Genomic DNA, 24,954 nt, shown 5'->3' with positions numbered 1-24,954 from the left:
TCGCCGTGAACGTCCTCATCGTCTACGCCCATCCGGAACCGAAATCCTTCAACGGCGCCATGAAGGATCTGGCGGTGGAAACCTTGATCCAGGCCGGCCACGACGTCGTGGTCAGCGACCTCTATGCGATGGGCTTCGACCCCGTCGCCGGGCCGGGCGACATCGCCGGCGAACGCCACGATCCCGGCTTCTTCAGCCTGCCGCGCGAGCAGACCGCCGCCTACGAGGCCGGCGCGCTGTCGGCCGACATCGGCGCCGAGATCGAGAAGCTGAAGCGGGCCGATTTCGTGATCTTCCAGTTCCCGGTCTGGTGGTTCGGCATGCCGGCCATCCTCAAGGGGTGGGCCGACCGGGTCTTCGCGCGCGGCTTCGCCTATCTGCCGGGCCGCAAATACGACACCGGCCTGTTCAAGGGAAAGCTCGCCATGGTGGCCGCCACCACCGGCACATCGGCCGACACCTATGCGCCCGACGGCATCGACGGCGACATCCTCACCGTGCTGTGGCCGGTCCATAACGGCCTCTTGCGCTATTCCGGCTTCGACGTGCTGCCGCCCTTCATCGCCTATATGCCGGGCCGGCTCGGCGACGATGGCCGCCGGGCCTGCCTGGAGGCCTACCGCAAGCGGCTCGAGGATACCGACGACACGCCGCGCCTGTTCTTCCATCCCGCCGCGGACTACGGCAAGAACGAGCGCCTGAAGCCGGGCGTGCTCGCCCGTTCGGGAGTGCAGCGCAATGTCTGATGCCGCCCGCCCGCTGGAGGGCCTGCTGGTCGTGTCCATCGAGCAGGCGGTCGCCGCTCCGCTTTGCACCGTCCGCCTCGCCGACGCCGGCGCGCGCGTGGTCAAGATCGAACGCCCGGAAGGCGAGACCGCGCGCCATTACGATGCCACCGTGGACGGCATGTCGGCCTATTTCGTCTGGCTCAATCGCGGCAAGGAGAGCGCGGTGCTCGACCTCAAAGCCGAGCCCGACCTGGCCTTGCTGCACCGCATGGTGGCACGGGCGGACGTGCTCGTGCAGAATCTGGCGCCGGGCGCGATCGACAGGCTGGGCCTTTCCGCCGAGACCATTGCGGAAAGGTTCCCCCGGCTGATCGCCGTCAACATCGTCGGCTATGGGCAGGACACGCCCTATGCGGCGATGCGCGCCTACGACATGCTGGTGCAGGCCGAAAGCGGCCTGTGCGCCGTGACGGGAACGCCGGATACGCCGTGCAAGGTCGGGGTTTCGGCCGCCGATATCGCCACCGGCATGAACGCCCATGCGGCGATCCTCGAGGCCCTGCTGGCGCGCGAGAAGACCGGGCGCGGGCGCAGTGTCGAGATCGCCATGTTCGACGGCATGGCCGACTGGATGGCCGTGCCGCTGCTGCACCACGAGCATGCGGGGCGCGAGACCGGCCGCTATGGCCTGGCGCATGCTTCGATCTATCCCTACCGGCCCTATGCCTGCAGCGATGGCGCCGTGGTCGTCTCCATTCAGCAGAACAGCGAATGGAAGCGCTTCTGCAGCATCGTGCTGCAAAGGCAGGATCTGTTTGCCGACGAGCGCTTCGCCACCAATGCCTGGCGGGTCGCCAATCGCACGGCGCTCGACGCGGAGATCGAGCCGGTCTTCGCCGCCATCGACCGCGACGAGGCCATCCGCCGCCTCGATGAGGCGCAGATCGCCTGGGGCCGGGTGAGCGAGATGCGCGACCTGCCGCAACACCAGGCCTTGCGCCGGACGGCGGTGGCGCTGCCAAGCGGCAAGCGCATCGCCGTGCCGGTGCCGGCGGGGCGGCCGGAGGGTTTTGGAGCAATACCCGCCGTCCCCGCCCTCGGCGCGGACACGGACCGGATCCGGTCCGAATTCGCCGCCTGACGAGGAAGCGCCATGGACACGAGCACGCCGCTGCAGCAATGGGTCGGACGCACGCGCGAGGCCGAGGACATCGTGACGCCGCGCCTGCTGGCCAGCTTCGCAGCCATGCTCGGCCCCGATGCGGTGCAGACCGCCGGAGGCCCGCCCGGCCTGCATTGGTGCCTGGCGCCCGACATCGCCGACGCGCGCGAACTCGGGCCCGACGGCCACCGGGCCGGGGGCGGCTTCCTGCCGCCGCTGCCGCTGCCGCGCCGCATGTGGGCCGGCAGCGACGTGCGTGTCCTCGGCCCGATCCGCAGCGGCGACACCATCCGCCGCCGCTCGACGCTCAGCGCCATCGAGGAGAAGCAGGGCCGCACCGGGCGGCTCATCTTCCTGACGGTGCGGCACGATATCGCGAGCGATCGCGGGCCGGTGATCGAGGAGGACCAGATCCTCGTCTATCGCGCGGCCGAGGCCGCTGCACAGGCACCGACGTCTGACGGCGCCGGCCTGGCCGCATCGCACCACCGGACGGTCGACATCGACCCCGTGCTGCTTTTCCGCTACTCCGCGCTGACCTTCAACGGCCACCGCATCCACTATGACGCGCCTTACGCCACGACGGTCGAGCACTATCCCGGGCTCGTCATCCATGGACCGCTCCAGGCGACCCTGCTCATGACCTTCGCCACCGCCATCGTCGGCCAGCCGCCGCGCCGCTTCTCGTTCCGGGGCGTGCGTCCGGCGGTCGGCCCGCAAGGCCTGCTTCTGCGGGCGACGGCCCGGGGCGAGGGCGGCATGAGGCTGGACGTGCGGTCCGCCGACGAGCAGGTGACGATGAAGGCGACGGCGCAATGGTGAGCTTCGTCACGCCCGTCGTGCCGCTGTTCGTGCCGGGATCGCGGCCGGACAGGTTCGCCAAGGCCGACGGCAGCGGCGCGGACGCGGTCATTCTCGACCTCGAGGATGCCGTTGCCCCCGGTGACAAGGACCGGGCTCGGGACGCGGTCCTCGGTCATGCCGCAACGCTGGGATCTCCGGTCATCGTCCGCGTCAATGCCGCCGATACGCCCTGGCACGGCGCGGACGTCGACGCCGTGCGACGCCTCGACGGCGTCGCCGTCATGCTGCCCAAGGCCGGGCGTCCGGAGGACATCGCCGGGATGGCAAGGCGGATGGGGCGCGATGTCGCCGTCATCGCCCTGATCGAGAGCGCTGCCGGGCTGGCCAACCTGCCTGACATCCTGGCCGCGCCCGGCATTGTCGCCGTTGCCTTCGGCTCGATCGACTTTTCGGTCGATCTGGGCTGCGCGCACGACCGGCTGACCCTGCTTGCGGCGCGCAGCGAGATCGTCTGGCGCTCGCGCGCCGCCGGCCGCGCCGCGCCGATCGACGGCATAACCACCGACATCGGCAGCCCCGAAGCCGCCGAGGACGACGCACGCCACGCCATGGCGATGGGCTTCGGCGGCAAGATGGCGGTCCATCCCCGGCAGATCCAGCCGATCCGCACGGGCTTTCGCCCGGGCGAGGACGAGATCGCGTGGGCACGAGGCATCGTCGGCGCAGTCTCGTCCGACGAGGCCGTCCGGGTGAACGGCGAGATGGTGGATCGGCCGGTCATCGAGCGGGCAAGGTGGATCCTGCGCCGGGCCGCCTCGACCTAGCCTGGAGAGGAGGAGCGCCGATGCCCCCGGACACCGCCAGTTGGCCGACCGCCAGGCTTTGCGCCTTCGTCGCCGACCTCGACTTCGAGCAGATTCCGCCGCGCGTCGTCGATGTCGCGAAGGGACTGATGATCGACTGGCTCGGCTCGGCCCTCGCCGGCAAGGGCGCGCGCCAGGTCGAGATCATCGAGGGCTTTGCCCGGGCGATGGGACCGGCGGACGGCCCGAGCACCGTCATCCCGACGAGGCGGCGCACGAGCCCCTATTTCGCGGCGATGGTCAATGCCGCGGCATCCCATGCCGTGGAGCAGGACGACGTGCACAACGGCTCCGTCTTTCACCCGGCGACGGTGATCTTTCCACCCGTCCTGGCGGTTGCCGAGGCGGAGGCGAAGACTGGGCGCGAGATGCTGACGGCCTGCATCGCCGGCTATGAGGTGGGCATCCGTGTCGGAGAATTCCTGGGCCGCTCGCACTACGAGACCTTCCACACCACGGGAACGGTCGGCGCCGTGGCCGCGGCCGCGGCTGTCGGCAAGCTGATCGGGCTGGACGCATCCGGCCTCAACCACGCGCTCGGCTCCGCCGGCACCCAGGCGGCAGGGCTCTGGGAATTCCTGCGGGACGCCGCCGATTCCAAGCAGCTCCACACCGCGCGCGCCGCCGCCAACGGCCTGTTCGCCGCCTGCCTGGCACGCGACGGCTTCCGCGGTGCGGCCCGGATCCTCGAAGGCAAGAAGGGCATGGCGGCCGGCATGTCCCACGATGCCGATCCCACCCGCCTGACCGACGGGCTCGGCAGCCGCTGGGCGACCGAGGAGACCTCCTTCAAATGGCACGCCTCCTGCCGGCACACGCATCCGGCCGCCGACGCGCTGCAGCGTCTCATGCGCAGCGAAGGGCTCGGCCCGGAGGATGTCGCGACCGTGGTGACCCATGTCCACCAGGGAGCCATCGACGTCCTCGGCGCGGTGGACATCCCTCAAACCGTCCACCAGGCGAAGTTCTCCATGGGCACGGTGCTGGGGCTCATCGCCGTCCACGGCGTCGCCGACCTCGACGCGTTCGAGCGCCACGCGCTGGCCGACGCCGGCGTCGCGCGCTTCCGCTCGAAGGTGCGCATGGCGCTCGACGCCGAGGTCGACGCCCTCTATCCCAGGCGATGGGTCGGCAAGGTGAGCATCACCACCGTCGACGGCCGCCAGCTCGAAGCCCGCGTCGACGAGCCCAAGGGCGACCCCGGCAACACGCTGGCCAGGCAGGAGCTGGAAGCCAAGGCCGTGCGCCTCGCCGAATTCGGGGGCGCCGCGACGGCAGAGGAGATGCGCGCCTGCATGTCCCGGATCTGGAGCCTCGACCAGCCGGGGAGCCCTGCGGATCTGTTTGCGAATGCCGGCGGGGGCCGTGGGCCGCCGCCGTCAGGCGGCCGCGAGCACGCCGTCGGCGACCAGCGCGTTCACGGCCGCGGCGAGACGCGTCTCGGCCGCGGCTGAAAGCGCACCGACCGGCGGCAGCGAATGGCCGATCGGCAGGCCGATCAGGGCGAAGGCGCGCCGCACCGCCTCCGGGAACTGCTCGGCGAACAGGGCGTCCATCAGCGGATGGAGCCGGCCCTGGAGCTCGAGCGCTTCCTTGACGTGCCCCTCCTCCGCCCGCATCTGCACCCGCGCCCAAGCGCCGGGCAGCAGGGCGGCGGAGGTGAGGACGCCGCCGCAGGCGCCGAGCATCACCTGCTCGACGAACAGCGTGTCCTGTCCGGAGAGCAGGCTGAAGCGGTCGCTGACCAGCCGCGCCACCTGGTCGAAATGGTAGAGGTCGGTGCTGGAGGCCTTCATGCCGACGATCAGGCCTTCCTCCTCCAGCCGGGCGATCGTCGCCGGCGTGGTGACGATGGCGCTGCGATAGGGGTTGTCGTAGTAGACGATCGGCAGCTTCAGCGCCGGTGCCAGCGCCCGGAAATAGCGCAGCACGCCGTCCTGGTCCGGCCGGGCATAGTAGGGCGGGATCACCATCAGCCCGTCGGCCCCTGCCTCGCGATAGGCACGCCCGCTTTCCAGCGCGCCGCCGAGACCGGGATCCAGCACGCCGGCGATGACAGGCACCCGGCGGGCGGCGACCGACGCCGTGATCTCGACGATGCGGCGGCGGGTGGCGAGGCCGAACGAATTGGCTTCGCCCGTGCCGCCGAGCGGCACCAGGCCGGAAGCCCCGCGGCCGATCTGGTACTCGACGATGCGCGCGAGCCCGGCCTCGTCCAGCGAGCCGTCCTGCTGCAGCGGGGTCGGGAAGGCGGGGATCAGCCCGCGGAACATGCGCTCTGCCACGAGCCGTCTCCTCAGCACAGATTGATGATGGCCGTCCGGTGATGGCGCCCATGATAGGGTGCGCTTTCACGACTCTCCACGCCTTTTTTGGTTTTCTGAAAAATGAATTGGCTTCTTCGCCATATGGAGCTATCGCTACAGGCTGTGGGAGCCTGCCCGTCCGGCGGGGTCGGATGAAAACGGATTTTTCCCCTCCATGTCGCCCATGAAGATCGCTGACGAAGCCGCACGCACGCCGACCGCCATGAGCTATCCCGACCAGGAGAACCAGAAGCTCGGCCAGCGCATCCGCGACCTCAGGCTCAAGGCGGGCATGACGCTGTCCGACCTCTCCAAGGCCACCGGCGTGTCGATCGGCACGCTGTCCCAGCTGGAGCGCGGCCTCGTCTCGCCGACGGTGCGCACGGTCTACACCGTCGCCAACGCCCTCGGCGTCATGCCGGCCTGGCTGATCGACCCCTCGCAGAGCCCGATCCAGACCGCAGAAACCCGCTATATCGTCAGGGCGGGCCAGCGTTCCCGCCTGCTCGACATCGACGGCATCCGCAAGGACATCGCCTCGCCGGCGGCGAGCGAGCGGCTGCGCGGCTTCTTCATGGTCATTCAGCCCGGCTGCAATTCGGGCGCGCAGCCCTATTCGCACAAGGGCGAGGAGATCGGCTTCCTCCTGTCCGGCTCGCTCGAGCTGCAGATCGACGGCGAGACCTTCAGCCTCAACGAGGGCGACTGCTTCGCCTTCTCCAGCAACAAGCCGCACCATTTTGCCAATCCCGGCTCGCGCCCGGCCTCGGTGTTCTGGGTGAACGCCGATATTTAGGTCCCTTCAGTTTTCAGAATTTTGAAATTTTCACATTGCAGTCCTGAAAACCGGCTGCCATAGTCCGCCCAGCCCCGCGGGGCGACGGCGAGCCGCCCCGCGGGGCTGCCCGGCAACCGAAGGACGCGCCACCCTTGGCCCAATCATCCCCCGTATCGGACCTCAGCCCCTGGACGGCCATCCTGCTGCTGGCTCCGCTGACGGCGGTGATGCTGCTCATCCTCATCTACCCGCTGGGCCTCACCGTCTGGACCAGCCTCTTCAACGGACGGTTCTCCCTGGACGCCTACGCGGAGCTCGCCTCCAGCACGCTGTTCCTGCGGGTGCTGCGCAACACGTTCGAGATCGCCATCGCCGGCACGCTGGTCAGCCTCGTCGTCGGCTACCCCGTCGCCCTGCACCTCGCCGCGCAGCCGCCGCGCCGGCGCACCGCCTATCTCATCATGGTCATGCTGCCGTTCTGGACCAGCATCCTGGTGAAGAGCTTCGCGCTGGTGGCCGTGTTCGGCAACCAGGGCCTGATCAACCAGCTCCTCGGCTTCGTCAGCGGCGGGACGGTCAGCCTGCCGATGATGTTCAACCGCGTCGGCGTGATCATCGGCATGATCAACTTCCTGCTGCCCTTCATGATCCTGACGATTCTCGGCAGCCTGCTGTCCCTCGACCGCCGCCTCGTCCTCGCCGCCGAGACCATGGGCGCCGGCCCGCTGCGCATCTTCTGGAGGATCACCCTGCCGCTCAGCATGCCGGGCGTGATCGCGGGGGTGCTGATCAACGTCACGCTGTCCATCGGCATGTACATCACCCCGGCCCTGCTCGGCGGCCGGCAGGACATGATGGTCGCCAACCTCGTCGACTTCTACACGCGCCAGACGCTGGACTGGACCGCCGCCTCCGCCACCGCCGTGGTGCTGCTGATCCTGTCCGGCCTCCTCGTCGCCATGCTCGGCAAGGTGCGTGGCTCGGCCGGCCTCGCGGGAGCCGGCGCATGAACCAGCTGTTCGGTTCGAGCCGCCTGGCGCGCGGCCTCGTCGCCTCGATGGCGTGGCTCTGCTACGTCTTCCTGCTGGTGCCGAGCCTGATCGTCATCCCGATCTCCTTCGGCAATCCGGGTCAGATCGAGTTCCCGCCCCGGCAGGTCTCGCTGGAGCTCTACCGGCAGTTCTTCGCCGATCCCGCCTGGTGGGGCTCGACGGTGCAGAGCCTCCTCGTCGCCAGCCTGACCACGCTCGCCGCGCTCGTCCTCGCCGTGCCGGCCGCCTATGCGCTCGCCCGCTCGCGCCTGCCGGCACGCGGCATCCTGCGCGGCCTCTTCATGATGCCGATGCTGGTGCCGGTGATCGTGCTCGGACTCGGGCTCTATCTGCAATATTCGAGCTGGGGCCTGCTCGACACCACCGCCGGCCTCGTGCTCGCCCATGTCACGCTGACGACGCCCTACATCATGGTGTCTGTCATGTCGGGCCTGCATCATGCCGACGTCGCGCTGGAGACGGTCGCCTCGATCATGGGCGCCTCGCGGGTGCGGATCTTCTTCCGCGTGGTGCTGCCGCAGCTGAAGGCTGCCATCGCGGTGGGAGCGCTGTTCGCCTTCCTGATGTCGCTCGACGAGGTCGTGGTCGCCTATTTCCTCACCGGCACGGCGAGCATGACGCTGCCGGTCAAGATGTATTCGTCCATCCGCTGGGAGCTGACGCCGGTGCTCGCGGCGGTCTCCACGCTGCTCACCGTGCTCTCGCTCGTGATCGCCCTCGGCATCATCGCGATGCAGGGCAAGACCGAGGCCTCGTCATGACGTCCGCCCCCCTGCCCGCGATGGTCGAACTCCAGGGCGTCGCCAAGCGCTATGGCGAGGTCGACGCCCTGCACCGCGTCGACCTCGCCATCGCCAAGGGGGAGTTCGTCACCCTGCTCGGCCCCTCCGGCTCCGGCAAGACCACGCTGCTCAACCTGATCGCCGGCATGGTCGCGCCGACATCGGGGCGCATCGTCATCGAAGGCCGCGACGCCACCACGCTGCCGACCAACCAGCGCGGCCTCGGCATGGTGTTCCAGAACTACGCGCTGATGCCGCACATGACGGTCTTCGAGAACATCGCCTTCCCGCTGGAGGTCCGGCGGCTGCCCAAGGCTGAGATCAAGCGCAAGGTCGGCGAGGCGCTGGCGCTGATCCAGCTCGGCCATGTGGCGAACCGCAAGCCGCGCGAGCTCTCCGGCGGCCAGCAGCAGCGCATCTCGCTGGCGCGCTGCATCGTCTACAATCCGGCGCTCATTCTCATGGACGAGCCGCTGGGCGCGCTCGACAAGAAGCTGCGCGAGCAGATGCAGCTGGAGATCAAGCGCCTGCACGCCGATCTCGGCATCACCATGCTCTACGTCACCCACGATCAGGACGAGGCGCTGACCATGTCCGATCGCATCGTGCTGATGAATGGCGGACGCATCGAGCAGCAGGGCGCGCCCGACGCGCTGTATTTCCGGCCGGAGACGGTATTCTCGGCCGAGTTCATCGGCTCGTCCAACCTGATCCGCGGCACGGTCGAGATCGGCGCCGACGGCGCCTATGCGCTGAAGACCGCGCTCGGCAGCTTCGCCGCGCCGGCGCCCGAGCGCAGGATGCAGGCGGGGGAGCCTGCCGTGCTGCTGATCCGGCCGGAGAACATGGCGCTCGCCGACGCGCCGACGCCGACCAGCGTCGCCGGCCGCGTCGAGGATTCCATCCTGCTCGGCGGCGTGGTGCGCCATTTCGTGCGCTGCGGCGACGGCTCGAACCTGATCATCCAGGAGCTCAACCAGCCCGGCCGCCCCGGCGCGCGTCGCGGGGACGCGGTCCGCGCCGCCTGGGACCCCGGGCACGGCCGCCTTCTCCCGCCGGCGCCGGCGGGCTGATCGACGAACCACCATCGCGAGAAGAAGAGGGGACGTGTCCATGACCAAGATGAATCTCACGACGTCGCGCCGCGGCGTCCTGCGCGGCGGCGCCGGCCTGCTCGGCCTGATGGCGGCTCCGGCGGTGTTCACCGGCCGTGCGGCCGCCGCCGACGCGACGCTCACCGTCACCTCCTGGGGCGGCGACTACAACAAGTCGGTGCGCGAGGTGTTCGCCGACCCCTTCACCGCCGAGACCGGCATCAAGGTGACGCTGGTCGACAATGGCGACATGGCCAAGGTCAAGGCGCAGGTGCAGGGCAACAACGTCCAGTGGGACGTGATCGACGCTCCCGCGGCCTTCGCCACGTCGGGCGCGCGCGACAAGCTCTGGGAAGAGCTCGACATGTCGATCGTCAAGCCGGGCGAGGTCGTCGCCAAGGCGGCGCCGGACTACATGCCGATGTATCTCTACTCCGGCGGCCTGCTGTGGGACGACAAGCGCATGCCGGACGGCAAGCATCCGGTGGACTTCGCCGGCTTCTATGATGTCGACAAGTTCCCCGGCCGGCGCGTCATGCGCTCGCTCGCCTCCGAAACGCTCGAGGTGGCGCTCGTCGCCGACGGCGTGGCGCCGAAGGACCTCTACCCCCTCGACCTCGACCGGGCCTTCGCGGCGCTCGACCGGATCAAGCCGCATGTCTCCAAATGGGCGGCGACGACGCCGGACCAGGTGAACGCCGTCGTGCAGAACGAGGGCGACTTCTCCTACAGCTATTTCAACCGCGTGAAGTCGGCGCAGAAGGCCGGCGCCCCGCTCGCCTTCTCCTTCCAGCAGACCGTCAACTCGCTGGATTATTTCGCCGTCCCCCGCGGCACGAAGAACAAGGAAGCGGCGATGCGCTTCATCGACTTCTGCCTGAAGCCGGAACGCCAGGTCGCCTGGTCGGTGCGCGGCTATTACCTGCCCAACAGCGTCCCCGCGATGGACGAGGTGCGGAAGTCGCCCTCCGGCGATTTCCTGCCCGACCTCACCAACGGCAAGAACGTCATCGTCAATTCCCAGTGGTGGGGCGAGAACTATACGGCGGTGCAGAAGCGCTATGCCGAATGGATGCTCATCTGAGCGCGCGCCCGCTACGCCTCGCCCCGGCCGCCGGGGCGGGGCCCGTTCCTCGCCGCGCCTTCGCCCTGCCGCCGATCCGGTACGAACGCCATGCCCCCTGACGCCAGCTCCAACGACGCCTGCCTCGCCGCGCTGAAGGCGATCGTCGGTGAGCGCCATGTCCTCACCGACGCCGTCGACACCGAGCTCTTCCTCACCGACCATCGCGCCCGCTACCACGGCAAGGCGCTGGCCGTGGTGCGGCCGTCCTCGACCGCGGAGGTCGCGAAGGTGGTGCGGGCCTGCGCCGACGCCGGCGTGGCGATCGTGCCGCAGGGCGGCAATACCGGCCTGTGCGGCGGCGCCACCCCGCTCGAGCCCCGCCCGGCCGTGGTGCTGAGGCTCGATCGCATGAACCGCATCCGCGCGCTCTCGCCGGCGGAGGAGACGGTGACCGTGGAGGCCGGCTGCATCCTCGCCGACATTCAGGCGGCGGCGGCAAGGCAAGGCCTGCTGTTCCCGCTCAGCCTCGGCGCCGAGGGCAGCTGTCAGATCGGCGGCAACATCTCCACCAATGCCGGCGGCATCGCCGTGCTACGCTACGGCGCCATGCGCCAGCTCGTGCTCGGCCTCGAAGTGGTGCTGGCCGACGGCACCGTGCTCGACGGGCTCAGGCGCCTGCGCAAGGACAATGCCGGCTACGACCTGAAGCAGCTGTTCATCGGGGCGGAGGGCACGCTCGGCATCGTCACCGCGGCGGTGCTGAAGCTGTTCCCCGCCATCCGCTCGCGCTCCGTCGCCATGATGCAGCTCTCCAGCGTCGAGGACGCGCTCGCCCTGTTCGCCCGCGCCCGCGCCACGTTCGGCGAGCGGATCTCCAGCTTCGAGATCATCGGCTCGTCCTATATGGACTTCGTGCTGCGCTACGTGCCGGGCACGGTGATGCCCTTCGCGCAGACATCCCCCTGGTACCTGCTCATCGAGGCCGGCGACTCCCAGCCCGACGCCCCGCTCGCCGCCGCAATGGAGGGCTTCCTCGCCGGCGCCTTCGAAGCCGGCCTGATCAGCGACGCCACCATCGCCTCCAGCCTCGCGCAGGAAGAGGCGATCTGGAAGCTGCGCCACGGTGTCACCGGCGAGTTCAAGCTCGCCGGCAAGACCATGTCGCACGACACCTCCGTGCCGGTCGCCGAGCAGCCGGCCTTCGTCAGGCGCGTCGAAGAGGGCGTGCTCGCCGCCTATCCCGACGCCGACGTGATGATGGTCGGTCATATCGGCGACGGCAACATCCACGTCGTGGTGCTGTTCCCGCACGAGCGCTTCGCCGGCTCCGACGATTTCGAGGCCGCCTCCGATGCCATCGACGTCATCATCGACGACGTGGCGATGGAGCTCGGCGGCTCGATCACCGCCGAGCATGGCGTCGGCACCACCTATCGCAAGCGCCTCGCCCGCACCAAGAACCCGGCCGAGCTGGCGTTGATGCGCCAGATCAAGGCCCTGCTCGACCCGGAGAACCGGATGAACCCTGGCAAGCTCTTCCTGCCCGGCGCCGCCTGACACGCGAGGAGTTCACCATGGCGTCGGCCGCGCTCAATGTCGAGGACGTCCGCGCATCGGCGCGGCGGCGCCTTCCGCGCGGCGTCTTCGACTATATCGACCGCGGCGCCGAGGACGAGGTCGGCCTGCGCCGGCTGCGGCGCAGCTTCGACGACCTGCTGTTCCACCCGCGTGTCCTCGTCGACGTCTCCCGACGCGACCTCTCCACCCGGCTGTTCGACCGCGACCGGCCGCTGCCGCTCGTCATCGCCCCGACGGCGGCGGCCGGCCTCGTCTGGCACCAGGGCGAGATCGCGCTCGCCCGGGCCGCCGCCCGGGCCGGCATCCCCTTCACCATCGCCACCGGCTCGATGACCGAGATGGAGCGCATCGCCGCGGAGGCCGGCGGCGAATTGTGGTTCCAGCTTTACATGTGGCACGCGCGCGAGCTCTCTCACGCGCTGATCGATCGCGCCTGGGCCAACGGCATCGAGACGCTGGTGCTGACCGTCGACACGGTCGCCGACCCGATCCGCGAGTACAACACCCGCAACGGCTACAGCGTGCCGATCAAGGCCAGCCTGCGCGGCGGCCTCGACATGCTCCGGCATCCGCGCTGGGTGACCGGGGTGCTGCTGCGCTACCTCGTCGACGAGGGCATCCCGACCTATCGGCACTATCCCGACAGCTTCCGCTCCAGCATCACCCGCAAGGCGACCTGGGAACAGGTCCGCCTCACCGACGCGATGGGCTGGGACGACCTGGCTGCCTTGCGCCGTCGCTGGCGCGGCCGGTTGATCCTCAAGGGCATCTTGCGGGCGGACGATGCGGTGCGCGCGGTCGAGGCCGGCGCGGACGGCATCGTCGTCTCCAGTCATGGCGCGCGCAACCTCGATGCCGCCGTGCCGCCGGTTCATGCTCTGCCCGCCATCGTGGATGCCGTGCGCGGGCGCGCCGCGGTGCTGGCGGACAGCGGCGTGCGGCGCGGCGCCGACATCCTGAAGCTGATCGCGCTCGGAGCCGACGCCGTGCTCATCGGCCGCGCCCCCCTCTATGGCACCGCCATCGGCGGCGAGGCCGGCGCCAGCCATGTGCTGCACCTGCTGCGGCAGGAGATGCAGGCGGTGCTGGGATTCCTCGGTTGCGCGAGCCTGAAGGCGCTCGACCGCTCCTTCGTCTCGCACGCGGGCGACCGGCCGGACCGCCCCTCCACGGGAGTGTGAACGACATGCGTCCTGCGACCGTTCCCAAGCCCCTGCCGCCGAACGTCTACCGGCTCGACGCCCCGCCGGCGCCGGATGTCCCGCCCCTCGACGGCACGCGCCGCGCCTCGGTGGCGATCATCGGCGGCGGCATCGTCGGGCTGACCACCGCGCTGCATCTTGCCGAGGCCGGCACCGATGTCGTGGTGCTGGAAGCCAACGAGCCGGGCTGGGGCGCTTCCGGCAACAATGGCGGCCAGCTCAATCCGGGCCTCAAATTCGATCCCGACGCGATCGAGCGGACCTGGGGCCCCGATCTCGGCCGGCGCATGGTGCGCTTCGCCTGGGACACGCCGACCCGCGCGTTTGAGCTGATCGAGCGGCTCGGCATCGCCTGCGACGCCCACAAGGGCGGCACCCTGCGCGCCGCCCGCGGCCCCAGGGCGCGCGAGGCGGTGGAGGCTTCCGCCCGCCAGTGCATGGCGCGCGGCATGCCGGTGTCCTGGCTCGACCGCACGGAGACGGCGGCGGCCATCGGCACGCCGGCCTATCACGGCGCGATGCTCGACACCCGGGGCGGCAACCTCAATCCGCTCGCCTATTCGCGCGGCCTCGCCCGTGCCGCGCTCGCCGCCGGCGCCCGCATCCATGGCGGCACGCCGGCGACATCCCTGCGCCGCGGCGCGTCCGGCTGGTCAGTGGCGACGCCGACCGGCACCGTCGAGGCCGATAAGATCCTCATCGCCACCAACGGCTTCACCGGCGACCTCTGGACGGGCCTGCGCCAGACCATCGTGCCGGTCTACAGCGCCATCGCCGCCACCGAGCCGCTGAGCCCGGCGCAGCGTGCGGCGATCACGCCGAACCGCCCGTCGGTCTACGAAAGCGGCCGGATCACGGTCTATTACCGCATCGACGCGCAAGGCCGCCTGCTAATGGGCGGCCGCGGGCCGATGCAGCCGATCGCGACGCCCGACGCCATATCCTATCTGACCGGCCACGCGCTCCGCCTCTGGCCGCAGCTCGAGGGCGTTCGCTGGAGCCATGGCTGGAACAGCCGGCTGGCCATGACCGAGGATCACTGGCCGCACATCCACGAGCCTGCCGCGGACGCCCTGATCTATCTCGGCTGCAACGGCCGCGGCGTGGCGCTCGGCACCGCCCTCGCCCAGCAGCTTGCGGGCCGGCTCGTGCACGGCTCCGCCTTCCAGCTCGATCTGCCGATCACCCGGCCGAAGCCGATCGCCTTCCATCCCTTCTGGCCGCTCGGCGTGCGTGCCGCAGTGCTGCACGGCCGCATCATGGACCGGCTCGGCCTCTGAAGCGTTTCCTGCTTACGCATGGAGCTCATCCAGACCTCACGGCCCCGCGCAGATCGGCGTCGGCCGTGGCGGCGGCGCCGGATGATCCAGCCTGTATTGCGCGAGGATCGGCTCGAGGGATTCCCTGGCCCAGAACCTCGGAGCGTGGATTTTTCTCAGGCAGGACGCATTCCAGTACAATCCCGCGCGCGGCGGCGACTGGCCGGCCGCCACGGTGCGCGCGACGGCGTTGACGACGGCGGCGTCGGGATAGATGTACAGCGTCGTCGGATCGCTCCTCACCATCGCGATGATCCGCCGGATGTCCGAGGGCGACCAGCTGGTGCAGCCGTCGCTGCGGCCGCCCGTGTAATCCACCAGGTGCCCGGACGGAACGTAGCCGTCCTGATTGGCATAGGGACTGCCCGGCTCCTTTCGAAGACAGACGCCCTTCAACGCAACGGCGGCGTGCCCGCCGATCGCGCGCTGCCTGGCATTCGCGGTCTCGCCTTCGCCGTCGAACTGAATGAACGAGCGCATCAGGACCGCGTCCTGGTTCGCCGCGACGCGGTAATAGCCCTTGAAGGATGTCTTCGTCTCACCGGTCACATAGGGGCCGCCGGCGGTCAGGTCCGAATCGTTCGCATTGCTGAAGTTCCTGGCGCAGTCTCGTCCGTTCGAGAAATCCGCCACGCCGCTCAAGTCGCGGCCGCTGCCATGGCCAGCCGCGATCACCCGAAACGAATGGTCGGCCTCGCAGATGATGTAAAATCGCCCCGCCGAATCGTTGGGACGCGTGGCGTCCATCGCGAAGTAGCAGGGATTTCGAACCGCACCTTCGCTCAACTTTCGCAGGTAGAGGGCGCGTGCTTTCTGAAGCACCGGCGATGCGATCTGCCCCTCGCCTTCGCCGACATGGGCGGCCAGCCAGGCCGGAACGCCCGACGATTGCTCCGCGGCCAGGGATCGCGGCGACATCGATGAGGCGATGACGGCGAGGCCGAAGAGAGGGACGATCTTCAGAAGGACAGATCTGAGCCGCACCGGACCGAGTCTCCTGTCGAAGCATCTTGCGATTGCGCGCGGCAGCGCCGCAATCCAGCGATCACAAAGGCCATCGCGCCAACGGCGATGGGCTCCTTCCCCGGCCCGTCGAGGAAGGTCGCACGAAGCACCGCGAATCGGAAGCCGCCTCGGCGGGGCTCGCTGGGGCGAAACGCCCCTGCGCCGGATCCGGAACGCACCGTGGCCAGCCGCATGGCGCAGCCGGCCGGAGTCGCGGCCATCGCCCCGGCCGCGCCGATGTCGAAGGCGATTTCGGGCAAGAACGACCGGACCTGGCGGGCTGCCGACGGCTGTCACCAAATCGCATAAGCTTCCGGGTACCGATTGAAGAGCAGGAGGCAGGCACATGACTGAGCTGAAAGACACCGAGACCCGCAGCTGGCTGGAGATCGAGCTCGAGGACGACATGGACGAGGAGCTGGAGCAGGCGATCGACGACGCCCGCATCCCGCCCGAGCTGCGCGCCCTGCTCGAGACGCGCAAGAAGAGCACCCTCGACCGCCACACCTATTTCAACGAGTTGATGCGCCTCCAGGGCGAGCTCGTGAAGCTGCAGGACTGGGTGCGCTACAAGGGCCTCAAGATGGTGGTCCTGTGCGAGGGCCGCGACAGCGCCGGCAAGGGTGGCGCCATCAAGCGCATCACCCAGCGCGTCAATCCGCGCAACTGCCGGGTGGTGGCGCTGCCCGCCCCCACCGACCGCGAGAAGACCCAGTGGTATTTCCAGCGCTACGTGCCGCACCTGCCGGCGGCGGGCGAGATCGTGCTGTTCGACCGCAGCTGGTACAACCGCGCCGGCGTCGAGCGCGTCATGGGCTTCGCCAATGAAGACCAGGTGGAAGACTTCTTCCGCGACGTGCCGGAATTCGAGCGCATGCTGGTGCGCTCCGGCATCATCCTGGTGAAATACTGGTTCTCCATCACCGACGAGGAGCAGCAGCTGCGCTTCCTCATGCGCATCCACGACCCCATCAAGCAATGGAAGCTCTCGCCGATGGACCTGCAGTCCCGCGTGCGCTGGGAGCAGTACACTAGGGCCAAGGAGGCCATGTTCGAGCGCACCAGCATTGCCGAAGCGCCCTGGCACATCGTGGAAGGCAACGACAAGAAGCGGGCGCGCCTGAACTGCATCGCGCATCTGCTCTCGGTCGTCCCCTACGAGGAGGTGCCGCACGAGGAGATCACGCTGCCGGAGCGGGTGTTCGACCCGCACTACGAGCGCCGCACGCTGCCGGCCGAGCTCTACGTGCCCCAGCGCTACTGAGGCGGAGGGGTCGGGCACGGCGCCCCCGCTCCAGCATCGCCTCAAGCGCATTGCGCCAGGCCATGGCCGAGGGACCCGTTCTCCCGCAGAGCGTCGACGGGCAGGAGCCCGACATGGCGACGGCGCGATGCACTCGCCGCGCTGCCGGCGGCCTTCCGGAGCGCGGTGCAGGGCTGGATGCTGGTCCGGACCGTGGGCAGCGTCGGGACGGTGCACGCGGTGACGCCGGATTGATGTGCTATGCGATGTCGTCGAGTTTCAGCAGATGCATCGTCCGCCCTCCCCGCCGCAAGCGGCCGCCTCCGGCGGCGCTTCGACTCACATCGCGCTGCCGCCCGGGCGGATCGATCTGTGGTGCGTGCCCCTCGCCGGTTTCGGCGCGGACGAGCAGGCTGCGTGCCTCGCGCTGCTGAGCGAGACGGAGCAGGCGCGGCATCGCCGCTTCGCGGTGGAGCCAGCGCGGCTGCAATACCTGGCAACCCGCGGCCTCGTCCGCACCACGCTGTCCCGCTATGCCCCCCGGCCGCCGCGGGACTGGCGCTTCGACACGAACCCGTTCGGGCGCCCCCTGATCGAAGCCGGCCAGTGCGACGGCCGCCTGTTCTTCAGCCTGTCGCACACGGGCGGGCTGGCGGTCTGCGCCGTCGCCGCGACGCCCGAGATCGGGGTCGACGTCGAGCGCTGGGACCGGGCCGCGGATCCGCTGGCCCTGGCACCGAGCGTGCTCGCCCCCGAGGAGACCACCCGGCTCATCGAGGCCCGGCCGGAGGAGCGCGCAAGGCTCTTCCTCACGGCCTGGACGCTGAAGGAGGCCTATGTGAAGGCGCGTGGCATGGGCCTCGCCCTGCCGCTGCACGGGCTCCGGTTCGATATCGACGCCGGTGATCCCAAGGTCCACTTCGCCGCAGGGATCGCCGATGATCCCGGCCGCTGGACCTTCCGCATGCTCGCGCCCACGGCCGAGCATGCGCTCGCCCTGGCGGTCGCCGCGGCGCCGGATCGCGGCCTCGACATCAGGATGAAGGCGACGCGCGCGATCAACCGTCCGGACGACGCGTGAGGGGCCGCGCCACCGAGACGCCGGCAGGTGCCGGCAGGCCGCCGGCACCGACGGCACGGGCGGCCGCGAGCACCTCGGCATCGCCGCGGATGCGCCGGGCCGGGCTCGCGGATGGCTCCGGCATGGCTGCGGCCGGGTGTCGGTTCAGCGTTCGGGCCGGTAGGGCGCGCCGAGCGCCCGTGGCGCCACGGTGCCGCGGGCGGTCACGACCAGCACGGCCAGGGTCACCAGATAGGGCAAGGCCATGTAGGCCTCGACCGGAAGCGGCGCCCGGCCGCCCTGGGCCTGCAGGGCGAGGCTGTCGAAGACGGCGAAGATCAAGGCCCCGGCAATGGCGCCGGAGGGCGTCCAGCGGCCGATGATCACCACGGCCAGGGCGACGTAGCCGCGCCCGGCCACGAGGCCGTCGGTGTAGGCGCCGAGATAGCCAACGGTGATCGCCGCGCCGCCGAGGCCGGCCAGGCCGCCGCCGATCATGAGCGCGACGCTGCGCACGCGCACGACGTCGATGCCGCGCTGGGCGACGGCCGCGGGCTCGTCGCCCACCGCCTTCAGGATCAGCCCCGGCCTGCTGCGGCGCAGGAGCGGCGCGGCGACGATGACCAGCACGAGCGTCGCCCAGGTCAGCAGGCTCTGGCCGGAGAGGACGGGCCCGAGGACCGGGATGCCGCCAAGCGCCGGCAGGTCCAGCACCGGGACGAGCGCCACGGCGGCCCGGGAGAGGCCGAGCCCGTCCCAGAGCTGGTAGCCATAGGTGGCGAGGCCGCCCGCGAGCAGCGACACGCCGATGCCGACCACGATCTGGTTGGCGCCGCCCCGGAGCACGGCGAGGGCGATGACCAGGCCGAACAGCGCCCCCACGCCGGCGGCGGCCAGCAGGGCCACGCCCCATCCGGCGAAGCCGGCGACCAGGATGGCGGTGAAGGCGCCGCCGATCATGATCCCGTCGATGCCGAGATTGATGGTGCCGCTGCGCTCGACGATCGTTTCTCCGAGGGCGGCCAGCGCCACCGGCGTGGCAAGACGGATGGCGCCGGCGAGAACGGCCTGCCAGAAGACGATGTCCTCGAAGATCATCGTGCGGTCCCTTCCCCCGGCCTTCCCCGCGCACCGGCCGCGCTGCGCAGGGACGGCGTGGCGGCGGCGAGCGCCGCGACCAGCAGCACCAGCCCCTGGATGACGATGGCGATCGCCGAGGGGATGCCGGTGCCGGCCTGCAGGCCGTCCGCCCCGGTCCTGAGCGCCGCGAGAAAGAAGGCGGCAGCCAGGATGCCGGCCGGCCTGAGGGCGCCGAGCAGGGCCACGAGGATGCCGGTGAAGCCGAGGCCGCCGGCAACCCCGGGATAGAGCGTGCCGGCGACGCCGGCGACCTGGAGCCAGCCCGCCAGGCCGGCGGTGGCGCCGGCAAGCAGCATGGTGGCGAGGACGGCGCGCGGGCCGGCGAGGCCGAGCCGCGCCGCCAGCGGCGGATGCGTCGCGATCAGGCGGTAGCGCAGCCCGGCCGGCGAGCGCAGCCACCAGGCGATGCCCAGGGCCAGCACGGGAACCGCCGCCAGCCCCCAATGCAGCCGCGTGCCCTCGATGAGCTTGGGCACCAGCGCCGCGTCCGGCAGGGCCGCGCTCTGCGGGATCGGCACGATCTCGGCCGTCGCCAGCCAGGTCCGGAGCGACCACAGCAGGAGGAAGCCGGCGACATAGTTCAGGAGCAGCGTCGACAGGATCTCGTTGACCCGGCCGTAGGCGCGCAGCAGGGCCGGCGCGGCAGCCCAGGCGACGCCGCCGAGGAGGCCGGCGACGGCACCGGCGGCGATGAGGGACGGCGGCGGCGCACCGGCCGGCAGCGCCTGGATCGCCGCCGTGGCGGCGAGGGCACCGATGGCGAGCTGGCCTTCCGAACCGATGGTGAAGACGCCGCTGCGCAGGGCCGGAACCATGCCGAGCGCGACAAGGGCCATCGGGATCGCGGAGACGACGGTCTCGGAGAGCGTATAGCGCTCGCCGACCGCCCCTTCGACGAGCCCGGCGAGGGCCGAAAGCGGATCGGCGCCGGTGACGCCGACCAGGGCCGAGCCGAGTCCGGCGACGGCGAGGGCGCCGACGCCCAGGCGAACGGCCGCGCTCATTGATAGATGCCCCATGGCGGCGACCAGCCGGTCAGCACATGCCGGCCGATCTCTCCGTTCTTCCATTCGACCGGATCGTGCAGGGACAGCGTCCTGACATTGCGCCAATAGCGGTCGAAGCCGTTGCCGGCGGCCACCGAGCGTGTGCCCATCAGGGTGAAGATCTCGGACGTTGCGCGCAGCGCGGCGCGCGAGGCAGCGCTCTTGGCGGCATAGACCGGGATGGCGACCGCCGTGCGCTCCACCTCGCCGCGCTCGAAGCGGTCGAGCAGGTCGGCGCTCGACAGGGTCAGCGCATAGGCGGCGGCAATGTCGGCCGCCAGTTCGCCGGCCAGGCGCCGGACATAGGGATCGTCGGCGGCATTGTCGACGCCCGCCGAAAGCCACGGGCGGCTGCGCCCGTTGACGAAGGGCACGGCCGCCGCGAGTGCGCCGACGGCGTTGCCGATCAGGATCGCCGCGAAGCCGAGCTGCCAGCGCAGCGGCGCGTGCGGGGGCGGCAGGCGCTCGCGGGCCCGTCCGTTCCAGGACGGATCGATCCGCAGGTCGATGAAGGTGATCGTGCCGGACTCGGTGGCCCTCTGTCCCAGCGCATCCCAGTCGCGATGGATGGCGATGCCCGGGGCCGAGGCGGGTACAAGGCTGACCCGAAGCCCATATCCCGGGTCCTCGACGATGCCGGGATCGGTCGGATCGAAGGACCAGAGGACGATGACGTCGGCGCCCGCGGCCCCGGTCGTGTAGATCTTGCGGCCGTTGACGATCGCGCCGCCGTCGGCCGAGGGCGTGAACAGCGTCGTCATCGCCTCGCCCACGGTGCGGCCGTTCTCGGCCACGGCGAGCCCGAAGATCCGGTGCTCCTCGACCACCGCCTGCAGGAAGGCCGGACGGTTCCCGTCCGGGATGAAGGCGAGGACGTCGCGGACGACCTCGTCATGGACCTTGAAGATCTGGGCGACGGCCGAGTCGGCCGCGGCGATGCGGATCTGGGCCTCCATGGCGGCGCGGTGCGACAAGCCGAGGCCGCCGAGCGCCTGCGGAATGCCGCCGGCCAGCAGGCCGGTGGCCTTCAGCGCCGCGATGGAGGCGGCGGGATAGCGGCCCCCGGTGTCGGTCTCGGCGGCGCGCGGCGCGATCTGCGCATCGAGCACCTGCTGCAGGCACGCGAGGGCCTGCACCTCGTCGGGCCCGAGCCCGTGCGGCGGCAGGGCCTGGCCGAGAAGCGGCGGCAGTTCGAGGGGTTCGGCGTGCGCGGTCACACGGCCTCCTCGGCGGCGACCGGCGCTGCCGGCGGTTCGGTACCGGCCCGTGGACCGGACCGGGCACCGCCGATGGCCCGGCCGAGCCGGACCATGTCGGGCGCCCCGTCCAGCAAGGGCACGATGTCGGCGATGCGGCCGGCTGCAAGCACGACGACGCGATGGCTGATGGCAAGAATCTCGTCGAGATCGGCGGAGATGACGACCACCGCGGCGCCCTCCGATGCGGCCTCGACCAGCCGCTCGCGGATCGCGGCGGCGGCCGCGATATCGAGCCCCTGCGTCGGGCCGTGCACCACGATCACCGCCGGCTTGCGGTCGAGCTCGCGGCCGAGCAGGAGCTTCTGCTGGTTCCCGCCCGAGAGGGCGCCGGCGGCAAGGCCGGACCGGTTCGGCCGGACGTCCCATTCACGGGCGATGCGGTCCCCCTGCCGATGCTCGGCTCGCACCCGCCTGAGGCCGAAGCGGGCGAATGCCGGCTCACCGGTTCGCAGCAGGCTGGCGTTCTCGGCCAGCGAAAGGTCGGGCACCACGCCGGCGGCGCGCTCCTCGGGAACATGGGCGACGCCGCCCCGCAGCGCCGCGACGGGATCGCCGGTGATGTTGCGCGCCCCAAGGAGGACGCGGCCGGCACGGGGCTGCCTGAGACCGGCGAGGACATCCGCCAGGGCGGCCTGGCTGGCGCTCGCGACGCCCGCGACGCCGACGATCTCGCCGGCCTGCACGGCGAGGGACACGTCCTGCAGGACCGGAGTGCCGCCCTCCTCCAGGACGATGCGCTCGGCCTGGAGCCGCACCTCCCGGCGCGGCGCCGCCGGCCGCCTCCCCGGCGGCACGGCCGCGCCGACCATGAGATGGGCGACCCGGTCGGCGATCAGGCCGGCGGCCGGCCCGTCGAAGACCGGCCGGCCGCCGCGCAGCACGCTGACCCGATCGGCCCCGTTCAGGACCTCGGTGATGCGATGGGTGACGAGCCCGATCGCGGTGCCGGACGCGGCCAGCCGGCGGAGCGCGGCGACGAGGCCGTCGACCTCGGCAGGCCCGAGCGCGGATGTCGGCTCGTCGAGGAGCAGGACCCGGGCCCCGACCGCGACGGCGGAGGCGATCTCGGCGAGCTGGCGCTGCGGCAGGCTGAGCCTGCCGAGCGGCACGTCGAGAGGAAGCGCCACCCCGAGCCGGCCGCAGGACTCCTGCAGCGTCCGCGCCCCCTTCCGGCGGTCGGCCCGCCACCCCGCGCCGCCGATGAGATGGTTTTCCACCAGGGACAGGGTCGTGACGAAGGAGAGCGACTGGGGGACGAAGCCGATGCCGGCAGCGGCAGCGTCGCGCCGGCCGCGCCAGCGAACCGGCATGCCGTCCACGGCGATCGTGCCCGCGTCGGGAGCGAGAATCCCGGCGAGGATCCTGGCCAGCGTCGACTTGCCGGCGCCGTTCTCGCCGACGATGGCGCAAACCTCTCCCGAATGGAGCGAAAGGCCGGCGCCTTGCAGCGCAAGCGTCCCGCCGAAGGCCTTCGTCAAGGCGTCGCCCGCCAGGATCGGAACGCTCATGGCTCGGCCGCCGGCTGCCGGACGCGGACCGACCAGGGATCGAGCGAAGGCCCGTCGAACCGGCCACTCGCCCGATGCCGCTGCGCCAGCACCGCGCCGGTGAGCGTGTCGAAGCAGGGGTCGAGGATCGGCTCGGCGATGCCGATCCGCTCGGCCGGGATGCAGACGACCCATCGCTCGCCATAGGGAACCGGCTCGGCCTTGCCGAGTGGCCGGCCTTCGCGCAGGGCGGCGAGCAGCGCGGCGGAAGCCAGGAAGCCGCTCGGCACCGAGCCGTCGTCGCAGCGCATGGCCTTGGGGCAGACCCGGTGGCGCAGCGTGCCGTCGGCCAGGACCTCGATGGCCTCGACCGACCGCTCGGCCCAGGCCGGCGCTCCACCCTCGATGATGAAGAGATCGTCCTTGCGCTCGATGTCGATGGCGGCGAGGTAGGCCGGCTCGTTCTTGTCGCCGGACACGTGATAGCTCCATGGCCGGCTCGACGCCCAGGCTGCGATGTCGATCGGCGCCGCCGTCGCGGCTGGCCCGAACGCCGGCAGCATCGCCGCCGCGAGCAGGGCGCGGCGCGGCCTCACGCCGCACCCGCCCGGCGGCGCTGGAACCGCCCGGCGGGATGGCTGGACGGCAGGCGATCATGGCCCTGCAGCTTGCGGCGGAGCGTGCCTTCGGCATAGGCGCGCTTGAAGGCGCCGCGCGATTGCAGCTCCGGCACGACCAGGTCGACGATCGCCGTGAGGCTCTCGGGCATCACCAGCCGGGTGAAGTTGAAGCCGTCGATGTCGGTCGCCGCCGCCCAGTCGATCAGCTCCTCTGCCACCGCCGCGCCGGAGCCGACGATGAAGGGGCCGTGGCCGGCGATCGGCTCGAACGCGACGAGGTCGCGGACGGTCCAGACGCGGTCGGGGCTGCGGATGGTCAGGAGCTCCAGCGTCGACTGCGCCGCCGGGCTGTCGATATGCCGGATCGGCTCGTCGAGCCCGTAGCGCGAGAAATCGACGCCGGTCCAGCCGGCGAGGATGGTCAGCGCGCCGCGCGCGTCGACATGGCCGCGATAGTCCTCGTAGAGGTCCCGGGCCTCGGCCGTGGTCGGCGCCGCGATGATGGTGGCGCCGAGCACGATCTTCGGGTCGCGGGGATCGCGGCCGAAGGCCTGCGCCTGGCGGCGGATGTCCCGCACGGTCTCGGCGACGATGGCCTTGGTGTGGCCGGAGATCAGGATGGTCTCGGCGTGCCGGGCCGAGAAGGCGCGCCCGCGGGTCGACGCGCCGGCCTGGTAGAGGGTCGGGGTGCGCTGCGGCGAGGGCTCGGTCAGGGCGATGGCATCGACGCGGAAATGCCTGCCGCGGTGGTCGACGCGATGCACCCGGTCGGGCCGGGTGTAGAGGCCCGTCGCGACGTCCTTGACCACGGCATCGTCCTCCCAGCTGCCTTCCCAGAGCTGGTAGAGGACGTCCATATATTCCTCGGCGACCTCGTAGCGATCGTCATGCCGCTGGATCGTCTCGAGCCCGACGCCGCGCGCGGCGCTGGCCAGGAAGCCGGTGACGATGTTCCAGGCGATGCGGCCCTTGGTCAGGTGATCGAGGGTCGAGAGCCGCCGGGCCAGAAGATAGGGCGGCTCGAGCGAGAGGTTGGAGGTGACCCCGAAGCCCAGATGCCTGGTCGCCGCCGCCATGGACGGAATGATCAGGGTGGGATCGTTGATCGGCACCTGCGTGCCGGCGCGCAGCGCCGCCTCCGGCGACTGGCCGTAGACGTCGTAGACACCGAACACGTCGGCGAAGAAGATGGAATCGATCAGGCCGCGCTCGGCGATCCCAGCCACCGACTGCCAATAGGCGAGGTCGAGATAATCCATCCGGTCGCGCGGATGGCGCCAGAAGCCCGGCCAGATATGGCCGGGCGTGTTCATGTCGAACTGGTTGAGGATGATCTGCTTCATGAGCCGGTCGTGACATG

General features: G+C 70.7%; 24 protein-coding genes. 15 read left to right on the top strand and 9 right to left on the bottom strand.

Annotated elements, in window-relative coordinates:
* The first annotated feature begins 5 nt into the window (after nt 1-5).
* The 5 genes from QO011_RS14945 to QO011_RS14925 are packed head-to-tail and all read left to right on the top strand — an operon-like array spanning nt 6 to nt 5,011.
* A complete protein-coding gene (locus tag QO011_RS14945) occupies nt 6-746 on the top strand; it encodes an NAD(P)H-dependent oxidoreductase (RefSeq protein WP_307273316.1) in 741 nt (246 codons plus the stop codon).
* On the top strand, nt 739-1,869 hold the full coding sequence (locus QO011_RS14940) for a CaiB/BaiF CoA transferase family protein (protein ID WP_307273314.1): 1,131 nt from the start codon (nt 739-741) through the stop codon (nt 1,867-1,869). The genes QO011_RS14945 and QO011_RS14940 overlap by 8 nt, the downstream gene beginning before the upstream one ends.
* Nucleotides 1,870-1,881: 12 nt before the next feature.
* Nucleotides 1,882-2,712, top strand: a complete 831-nt coding sequence (locus tag QO011_RS14935; RefSeq protein ID WP_307273312.1) for an HTD2 family dehydratase — start codon at nt 1,882-1,884, stop codon at nt 2,710-2,712.
* A complete protein-coding gene (locus tag QO011_RS14930; RefSeq protein WP_307273310.1) occupies nt 2,706-3,518 on the top strand; it encodes an HpcH/HpaI aldolase/citrate lyase family protein in 813 nt (270 codons plus the stop codon). The genes QO011_RS14935 and QO011_RS14930 overlap by 7 nt, the downstream gene beginning before the upstream one ends.
* Nucleotides 3,519-3,538: 20 nt before the next feature.
* The gene (locus QO011_RS14925; protein WP_307273307.1) at nt 3,539-5,011 is read left to right on the top strand and encodes an MmgE/PrpD family protein; all 1,473 of its coding nucleotides are present in this window, start codon (nt 3,539-3,541) and stop codon (nt 5,009-5,011) included.
* Here the strand turns inward: QO011_RS14925 and QO011_RS14920 are convergent.
* Nucleotides 4,937-5,842, bottom strand: coding sequence for a dihydrodipicolinate synthase family protein (locus QO011_RS14920; RefSeq protein ID WP_307273303.1), 906 nt, complete (start codon nt 5,840-5,842; stop codon nt 4,937-4,939). The genes QO011_RS14925 and QO011_RS14920 overlap by 75 nt on opposite strands.
* A 205-nt stretch (nt 5,843-6,047) precedes the next feature.
* Here QO011_RS14920 and QO011_RS14915 point away from each other — a divergent pair, with 205 nt between their 5' ends.
* From QO011_RS14915 to QO011_RS14880, 8 genes are all read left to right on the top strand, one after another.
* Nucleotides 6,048-6,659, top strand: a complete 612-nt coding sequence (locus QO011_RS14915) for a helix-turn-helix domain-containing protein (RefSeq protein WP_307273301.1) — start codon at nt 6,048-6,050, stop codon at nt 6,657-6,659.
* Between the two features lie 134 nt (nt 6,660-6,793).
* On the top strand, nt 6,794-7,651 hold the full coding sequence (locus QO011_RS14910) for an ABC transporter permease (RefSeq protein ID WP_307273297.1): 858 nt from the start codon (nt 6,794-6,796) through the stop codon (nt 7,649-7,651).
* Nucleotides 7,648-8,454, top strand: coding sequence for an ABC transporter permease (locus QO011_RS14905; protein WP_307273294.1), 807 nt, complete (start codon nt 7,648-7,650; stop codon nt 8,452-8,454). Before QO011_RS14910 ends, QO011_RS14905 begins: the two co-directional genes overlap by 4 nt.
* Nucleotides 8,451-9,548, top strand: a complete 1,098-nt coding sequence (locus tag QO011_RS14900; RefSeq protein WP_307273291.1) for an ABC transporter ATP-binding protein — start codon at nt 8,451-8,453, stop codon at nt 9,546-9,548. The genes QO011_RS14905 and QO011_RS14900 overlap by 4 nt, the downstream gene beginning before the upstream one ends.
* Nucleotides 9,549-9,588: 40 nt before the next feature.
* Nucleotides 9,589-10,653, top strand: coding sequence for a polyamine ABC transporter substrate-binding protein (locus QO011_RS14895; protein WP_307273289.1), 1,065 nt, complete (start codon nt 9,589-9,591; stop codon nt 10,651-10,653).
* 90 nt (nt 10,654-10,743) lie between these two features.
* Nucleotides 10,744-12,192, top strand: coding sequence for an FAD-binding oxidoreductase (locus tag QO011_RS14890; RefSeq protein WP_307273286.1), 1,449 nt, complete (start codon nt 10,744-10,746; stop codon nt 12,190-12,192).
* Nucleotides 12,193-12,209: 17 nt separating this feature from the next.
* Complete coding sequence (locus tag QO011_RS14885; RefSeq protein ID WP_307273283.1) at nt 12,210-13,394, top strand: alpha-hydroxy acid oxidase; 1,185 nt, start codon at nt 12,210-12,212, stop codon at nt 13,392-13,394.
* A gap of 5 nt (nt 13,395-13,399) precedes the next feature.
* Nucleotides 13,400-14,695 carry an NAD(P)/FAD-dependent oxidoreductase gene (locus QO011_RS14880; RefSeq protein WP_307273280.1) on the top strand — a complete coding sequence of 432 codons (1,296 nt, stop codon included), beginning with the start codon at nt 13,400-13,402 and terminating at the stop codon, nt 14,693-14,695.
* 36 nt (nt 14,696-14,731) lie between these two features.
* Here the strand turns inward: QO011_RS14880 and QO011_RS14875 are convergent, their stop codons facing one another.
* On the bottom strand, nt 14,732-15,718 hold the full coding sequence (locus tag QO011_RS14875) for a hypothetical protein (protein ID WP_307273277.1): 987 nt from the start codon (nt 15,716-15,718) through the stop codon (nt 14,732-14,734).
* Nucleotides 15,719-16,085: 367 nt separating this feature from the next.
* Between QO011_RS14875 and ppk2 the strand changes: the two genes are divergently transcribed.
* Together ppk2 and QO011_RS14865 are read left to right on the top strand one after the other, a co-directional pair.
* Nucleotides 16,086-17,003 carry a polyphosphate kinase 2 gene (gene ppk2, locus QO011_RS14870; protein WP_307273274.1) on the top strand — a complete coding sequence of 306 codons (918 nt, stop codon included), beginning with the start codon at nt 16,086-16,088 and terminating at the stop codon, nt 17,001-17,003.
* A gap of 265 nt (nt 17,004-17,268) precedes the next feature.
* Nucleotides 17,269-18,063: a 4'-phosphopantetheinyl transferase family protein gene (locus tag QO011_RS14865; RefSeq protein ID WP_307273271.1), complete on the top strand. Its 795-nt coding sequence runs from the start codon at nt 17,269-17,271 to the stop codon at nt 18,061-18,063.
* Here QO011_RS14865 and QO011_RS14860 read toward each other — a convergent pair.
* The 7 genes from QO011_RS14860 to QO011_RS14830 are packed head-to-tail and all read right to left on the bottom strand — an operon-like array spanning nt 18,041 to nt 24,937.
* Nucleotides 18,041-18,187: a hypothetical protein gene (locus QO011_RS14860; protein ID WP_307273268.1), complete on the bottom strand. Its 147-nt coding sequence runs from the start codon at nt 18,185-18,187 to the stop codon at nt 18,041-18,043. The two genes, QO011_RS14865 and QO011_RS14860, sit on opposite strands and share 23 nt — an antisense overlap.
* A 20-nt stretch (nt 18,188-18,207) precedes the next feature.
* Nucleotides 18,208-19,140 (bottom strand): ABC transporter permease, encoded by a 933-nt coding sequence (locus QO011_RS14855; RefSeq protein ID WP_307273265.1) that lies wholly within the window; start codon nt 19,138-19,140, stop codon nt 18,208-18,210.
* The gene (locus QO011_RS14850) at nt 19,137-20,186 is read right to left on the bottom strand and encodes an ABC transporter permease (protein ID WP_307273262.1); all 1,050 of its coding nucleotides are present in this window, start codon (nt 20,184-20,186) and stop codon (nt 19,137-19,139) included. Before QO011_RS14850 ends, QO011_RS14855 begins: the two co-directional genes overlap by 4 nt.
* Nucleotides 20,183-21,445: an acyl-CoA dehydrogenase family protein gene (locus tag QO011_RS14845; RefSeq protein ID WP_307273260.1), complete on the bottom strand. Its 1,263-nt coding sequence runs from the start codon at nt 21,443-21,445 to the stop codon at nt 20,183-20,185. Before QO011_RS14845 ends, QO011_RS14850 begins: the two co-directional genes overlap by 4 nt.
* Nucleotides 21,442-22,995: an ABC transporter ATP-binding protein gene (locus QO011_RS14840; RefSeq protein ID WP_307273257.1), complete on the bottom strand. Its 1,554-nt coding sequence runs from the start codon at nt 22,993-22,995 to the stop codon at nt 21,442-21,444. Before QO011_RS14840 ends, QO011_RS14845 begins: the two co-directional genes overlap by 4 nt.
* Nucleotides 22,992-23,570: a hypothetical protein gene (locus QO011_RS14835; RefSeq protein WP_307273255.1), complete on the bottom strand. Its 579-nt coding sequence runs from the start codon at nt 23,568-23,570 to the stop codon at nt 22,992-22,994. The genes QO011_RS14840 and QO011_RS14835 overlap by 4 nt, the downstream gene beginning before the upstream one ends.
* The gene (locus tag QO011_RS14830; RefSeq protein ID WP_307273253.1) at nt 23,567-24,937 is read right to left on the bottom strand and encodes an LLM class flavin-dependent oxidoreductase; all 1,371 of its coding nucleotides are present in this window, start codon (nt 24,935-24,937) and stop codon (nt 23,567-23,569) included. The genes QO011_RS14835 and QO011_RS14830 overlap by 4 nt, the downstream gene beginning before the upstream one ends.
* Nucleotides 24,938-24,954: the final 17 nt, after the last annotated feature.

It is taken from the genome of Labrys wisconsinensis (genome assembly GCF_030814995.1).
Lineage (GTDB): Bacteria > Pseudomonadota > Alphaproteobacteria > Rhizobiales > Labraceae > Labrys > Labrys wisconsinensis.
Note: the sequence above shows the minus strand (reverse complement) of the source record. Positions and strands in the feature narration are given on the sequence as shown.

Bases quoted from the DNA above. Each gene is read 5' to 3' on its own strand.
- QO011_RS14905 (WP_307273294.1), top strand. From the start codon at position 7,648: ATGAACCAGCTGTTCGGTTCGAGCCGCCTGGCGCGCGGCCTCGTCGCC.
- QO011_RS14935 (WP_307273312.1), top strand. From the start codon at position 1,882: ATGGACACGAGCACGCCGCTGCAGCAATGGGTCGGACGCACGCGCGAG.
- QO011_RS14880 (WP_307273280.1), top strand. From the start codon at position 13,400: ATGCGTCCTGCGACCGTTCCCAAGCCCCTGCCGCCGAACGTCTACCGG.
- ppk2 (WP_307273274.1), top strand. From the start codon at position 16,086: ATGACTGAGCTGAAAGACACCGAGACCCGCAGCTGGCTGGAGATCGAG.
- QO011_RS14940 (WP_307273314.1), top strand. From the start codon at position 739: ATGTCTGATGCCGCCCGCCCGCTGGAGGGCCTGCTGGTCGTGTCCATC.
- QO011_RS14895 (WP_307273289.1), top strand. From the start codon at position 9,589: ATGACCAAGATGAATCTCACGACGTCGCGCCGCGGCGTCCTGCGCGGC.
- QO011_RS14890 (WP_307273286.1), top strand. From the start codon at position 10,744: ATGCCCCCTGACGCCAGCTCCAACGACGCCTGCCTCGCCGCGCTGAAG.
- QO011_RS14840 (WP_307273257.1), bottom strand. From the start codon at position 22,995: ATGAGCGTTCCGATCCTGGCGGGCGACGCCTTGACGAAGGCCTTCGGC.
- QO011_RS14850 (WP_307273262.1), bottom strand. From the start codon at position 20,186: ATGAGCGCGGCCGTTCGCCTGGGCGTCGGCGCCCTCGCCGTCGCCGGA.
- QO011_RS14830 (WP_307273253.1), bottom strand. From the start codon at position 24,937: ATGAAGCAGATCATCCTCAACCAGTTCGACATGAACACGCCCGGCCAT.
- QO011_RS14925 (WP_307273307.1), top strand. From the start codon at position 3,539: ATGCCCCCGGACACCGCCAGTTGGCCGACCGCCAGGCTTTGCGCCTTC.
- QO011_RS14865 (WP_307273271.1), top strand. From the start codon at position 17,269: ATGCATCGTCCGCCCTCCCCGCCGCAAGCGGCCGCCTCCGGCGGCGCT.
- QO011_RS14915 (WP_307273301.1), top strand. From the start codon at position 6,048: ATGAAGATCGCTGACGAAGCCGCACGCACGCCGACCGCCATGAGCTAT.
- QO011_RS14900 (WP_307273291.1), top strand. From the start codon at position 8,451: ATGACGTCCGCCCCCCTGCCCGCGATGGTCGAACTCCAGGGCGTCGCC.
- QO011_RS14885 (WP_307273283.1), top strand. From the start codon at position 12,210: ATGGCGTCGGCCGCGCTCAATGTCGAGGACGTCCGCGCATCGGCGCGG.
- QO011_RS14860 (WP_307273268.1), bottom strand. From the start codon at position 18,187: ATGCCGGAGCCATCCGCGAGCCCGGCCCGGCGCATCCGCGGCGATGCC.
- QO011_RS14930 (WP_307273310.1), top strand. From the start codon at position 2,706: ATGGTGAGCTTCGTCACGCCCGTCGTGCCGCTGTTCGTGCCGGGATCG.
- QO011_RS14855 (WP_307273265.1), bottom strand. From the start codon at position 19,140: ATGATCTTCGAGGACATCGTCTTCTGGCAGGCCGTTCTCGCCGGCGCC.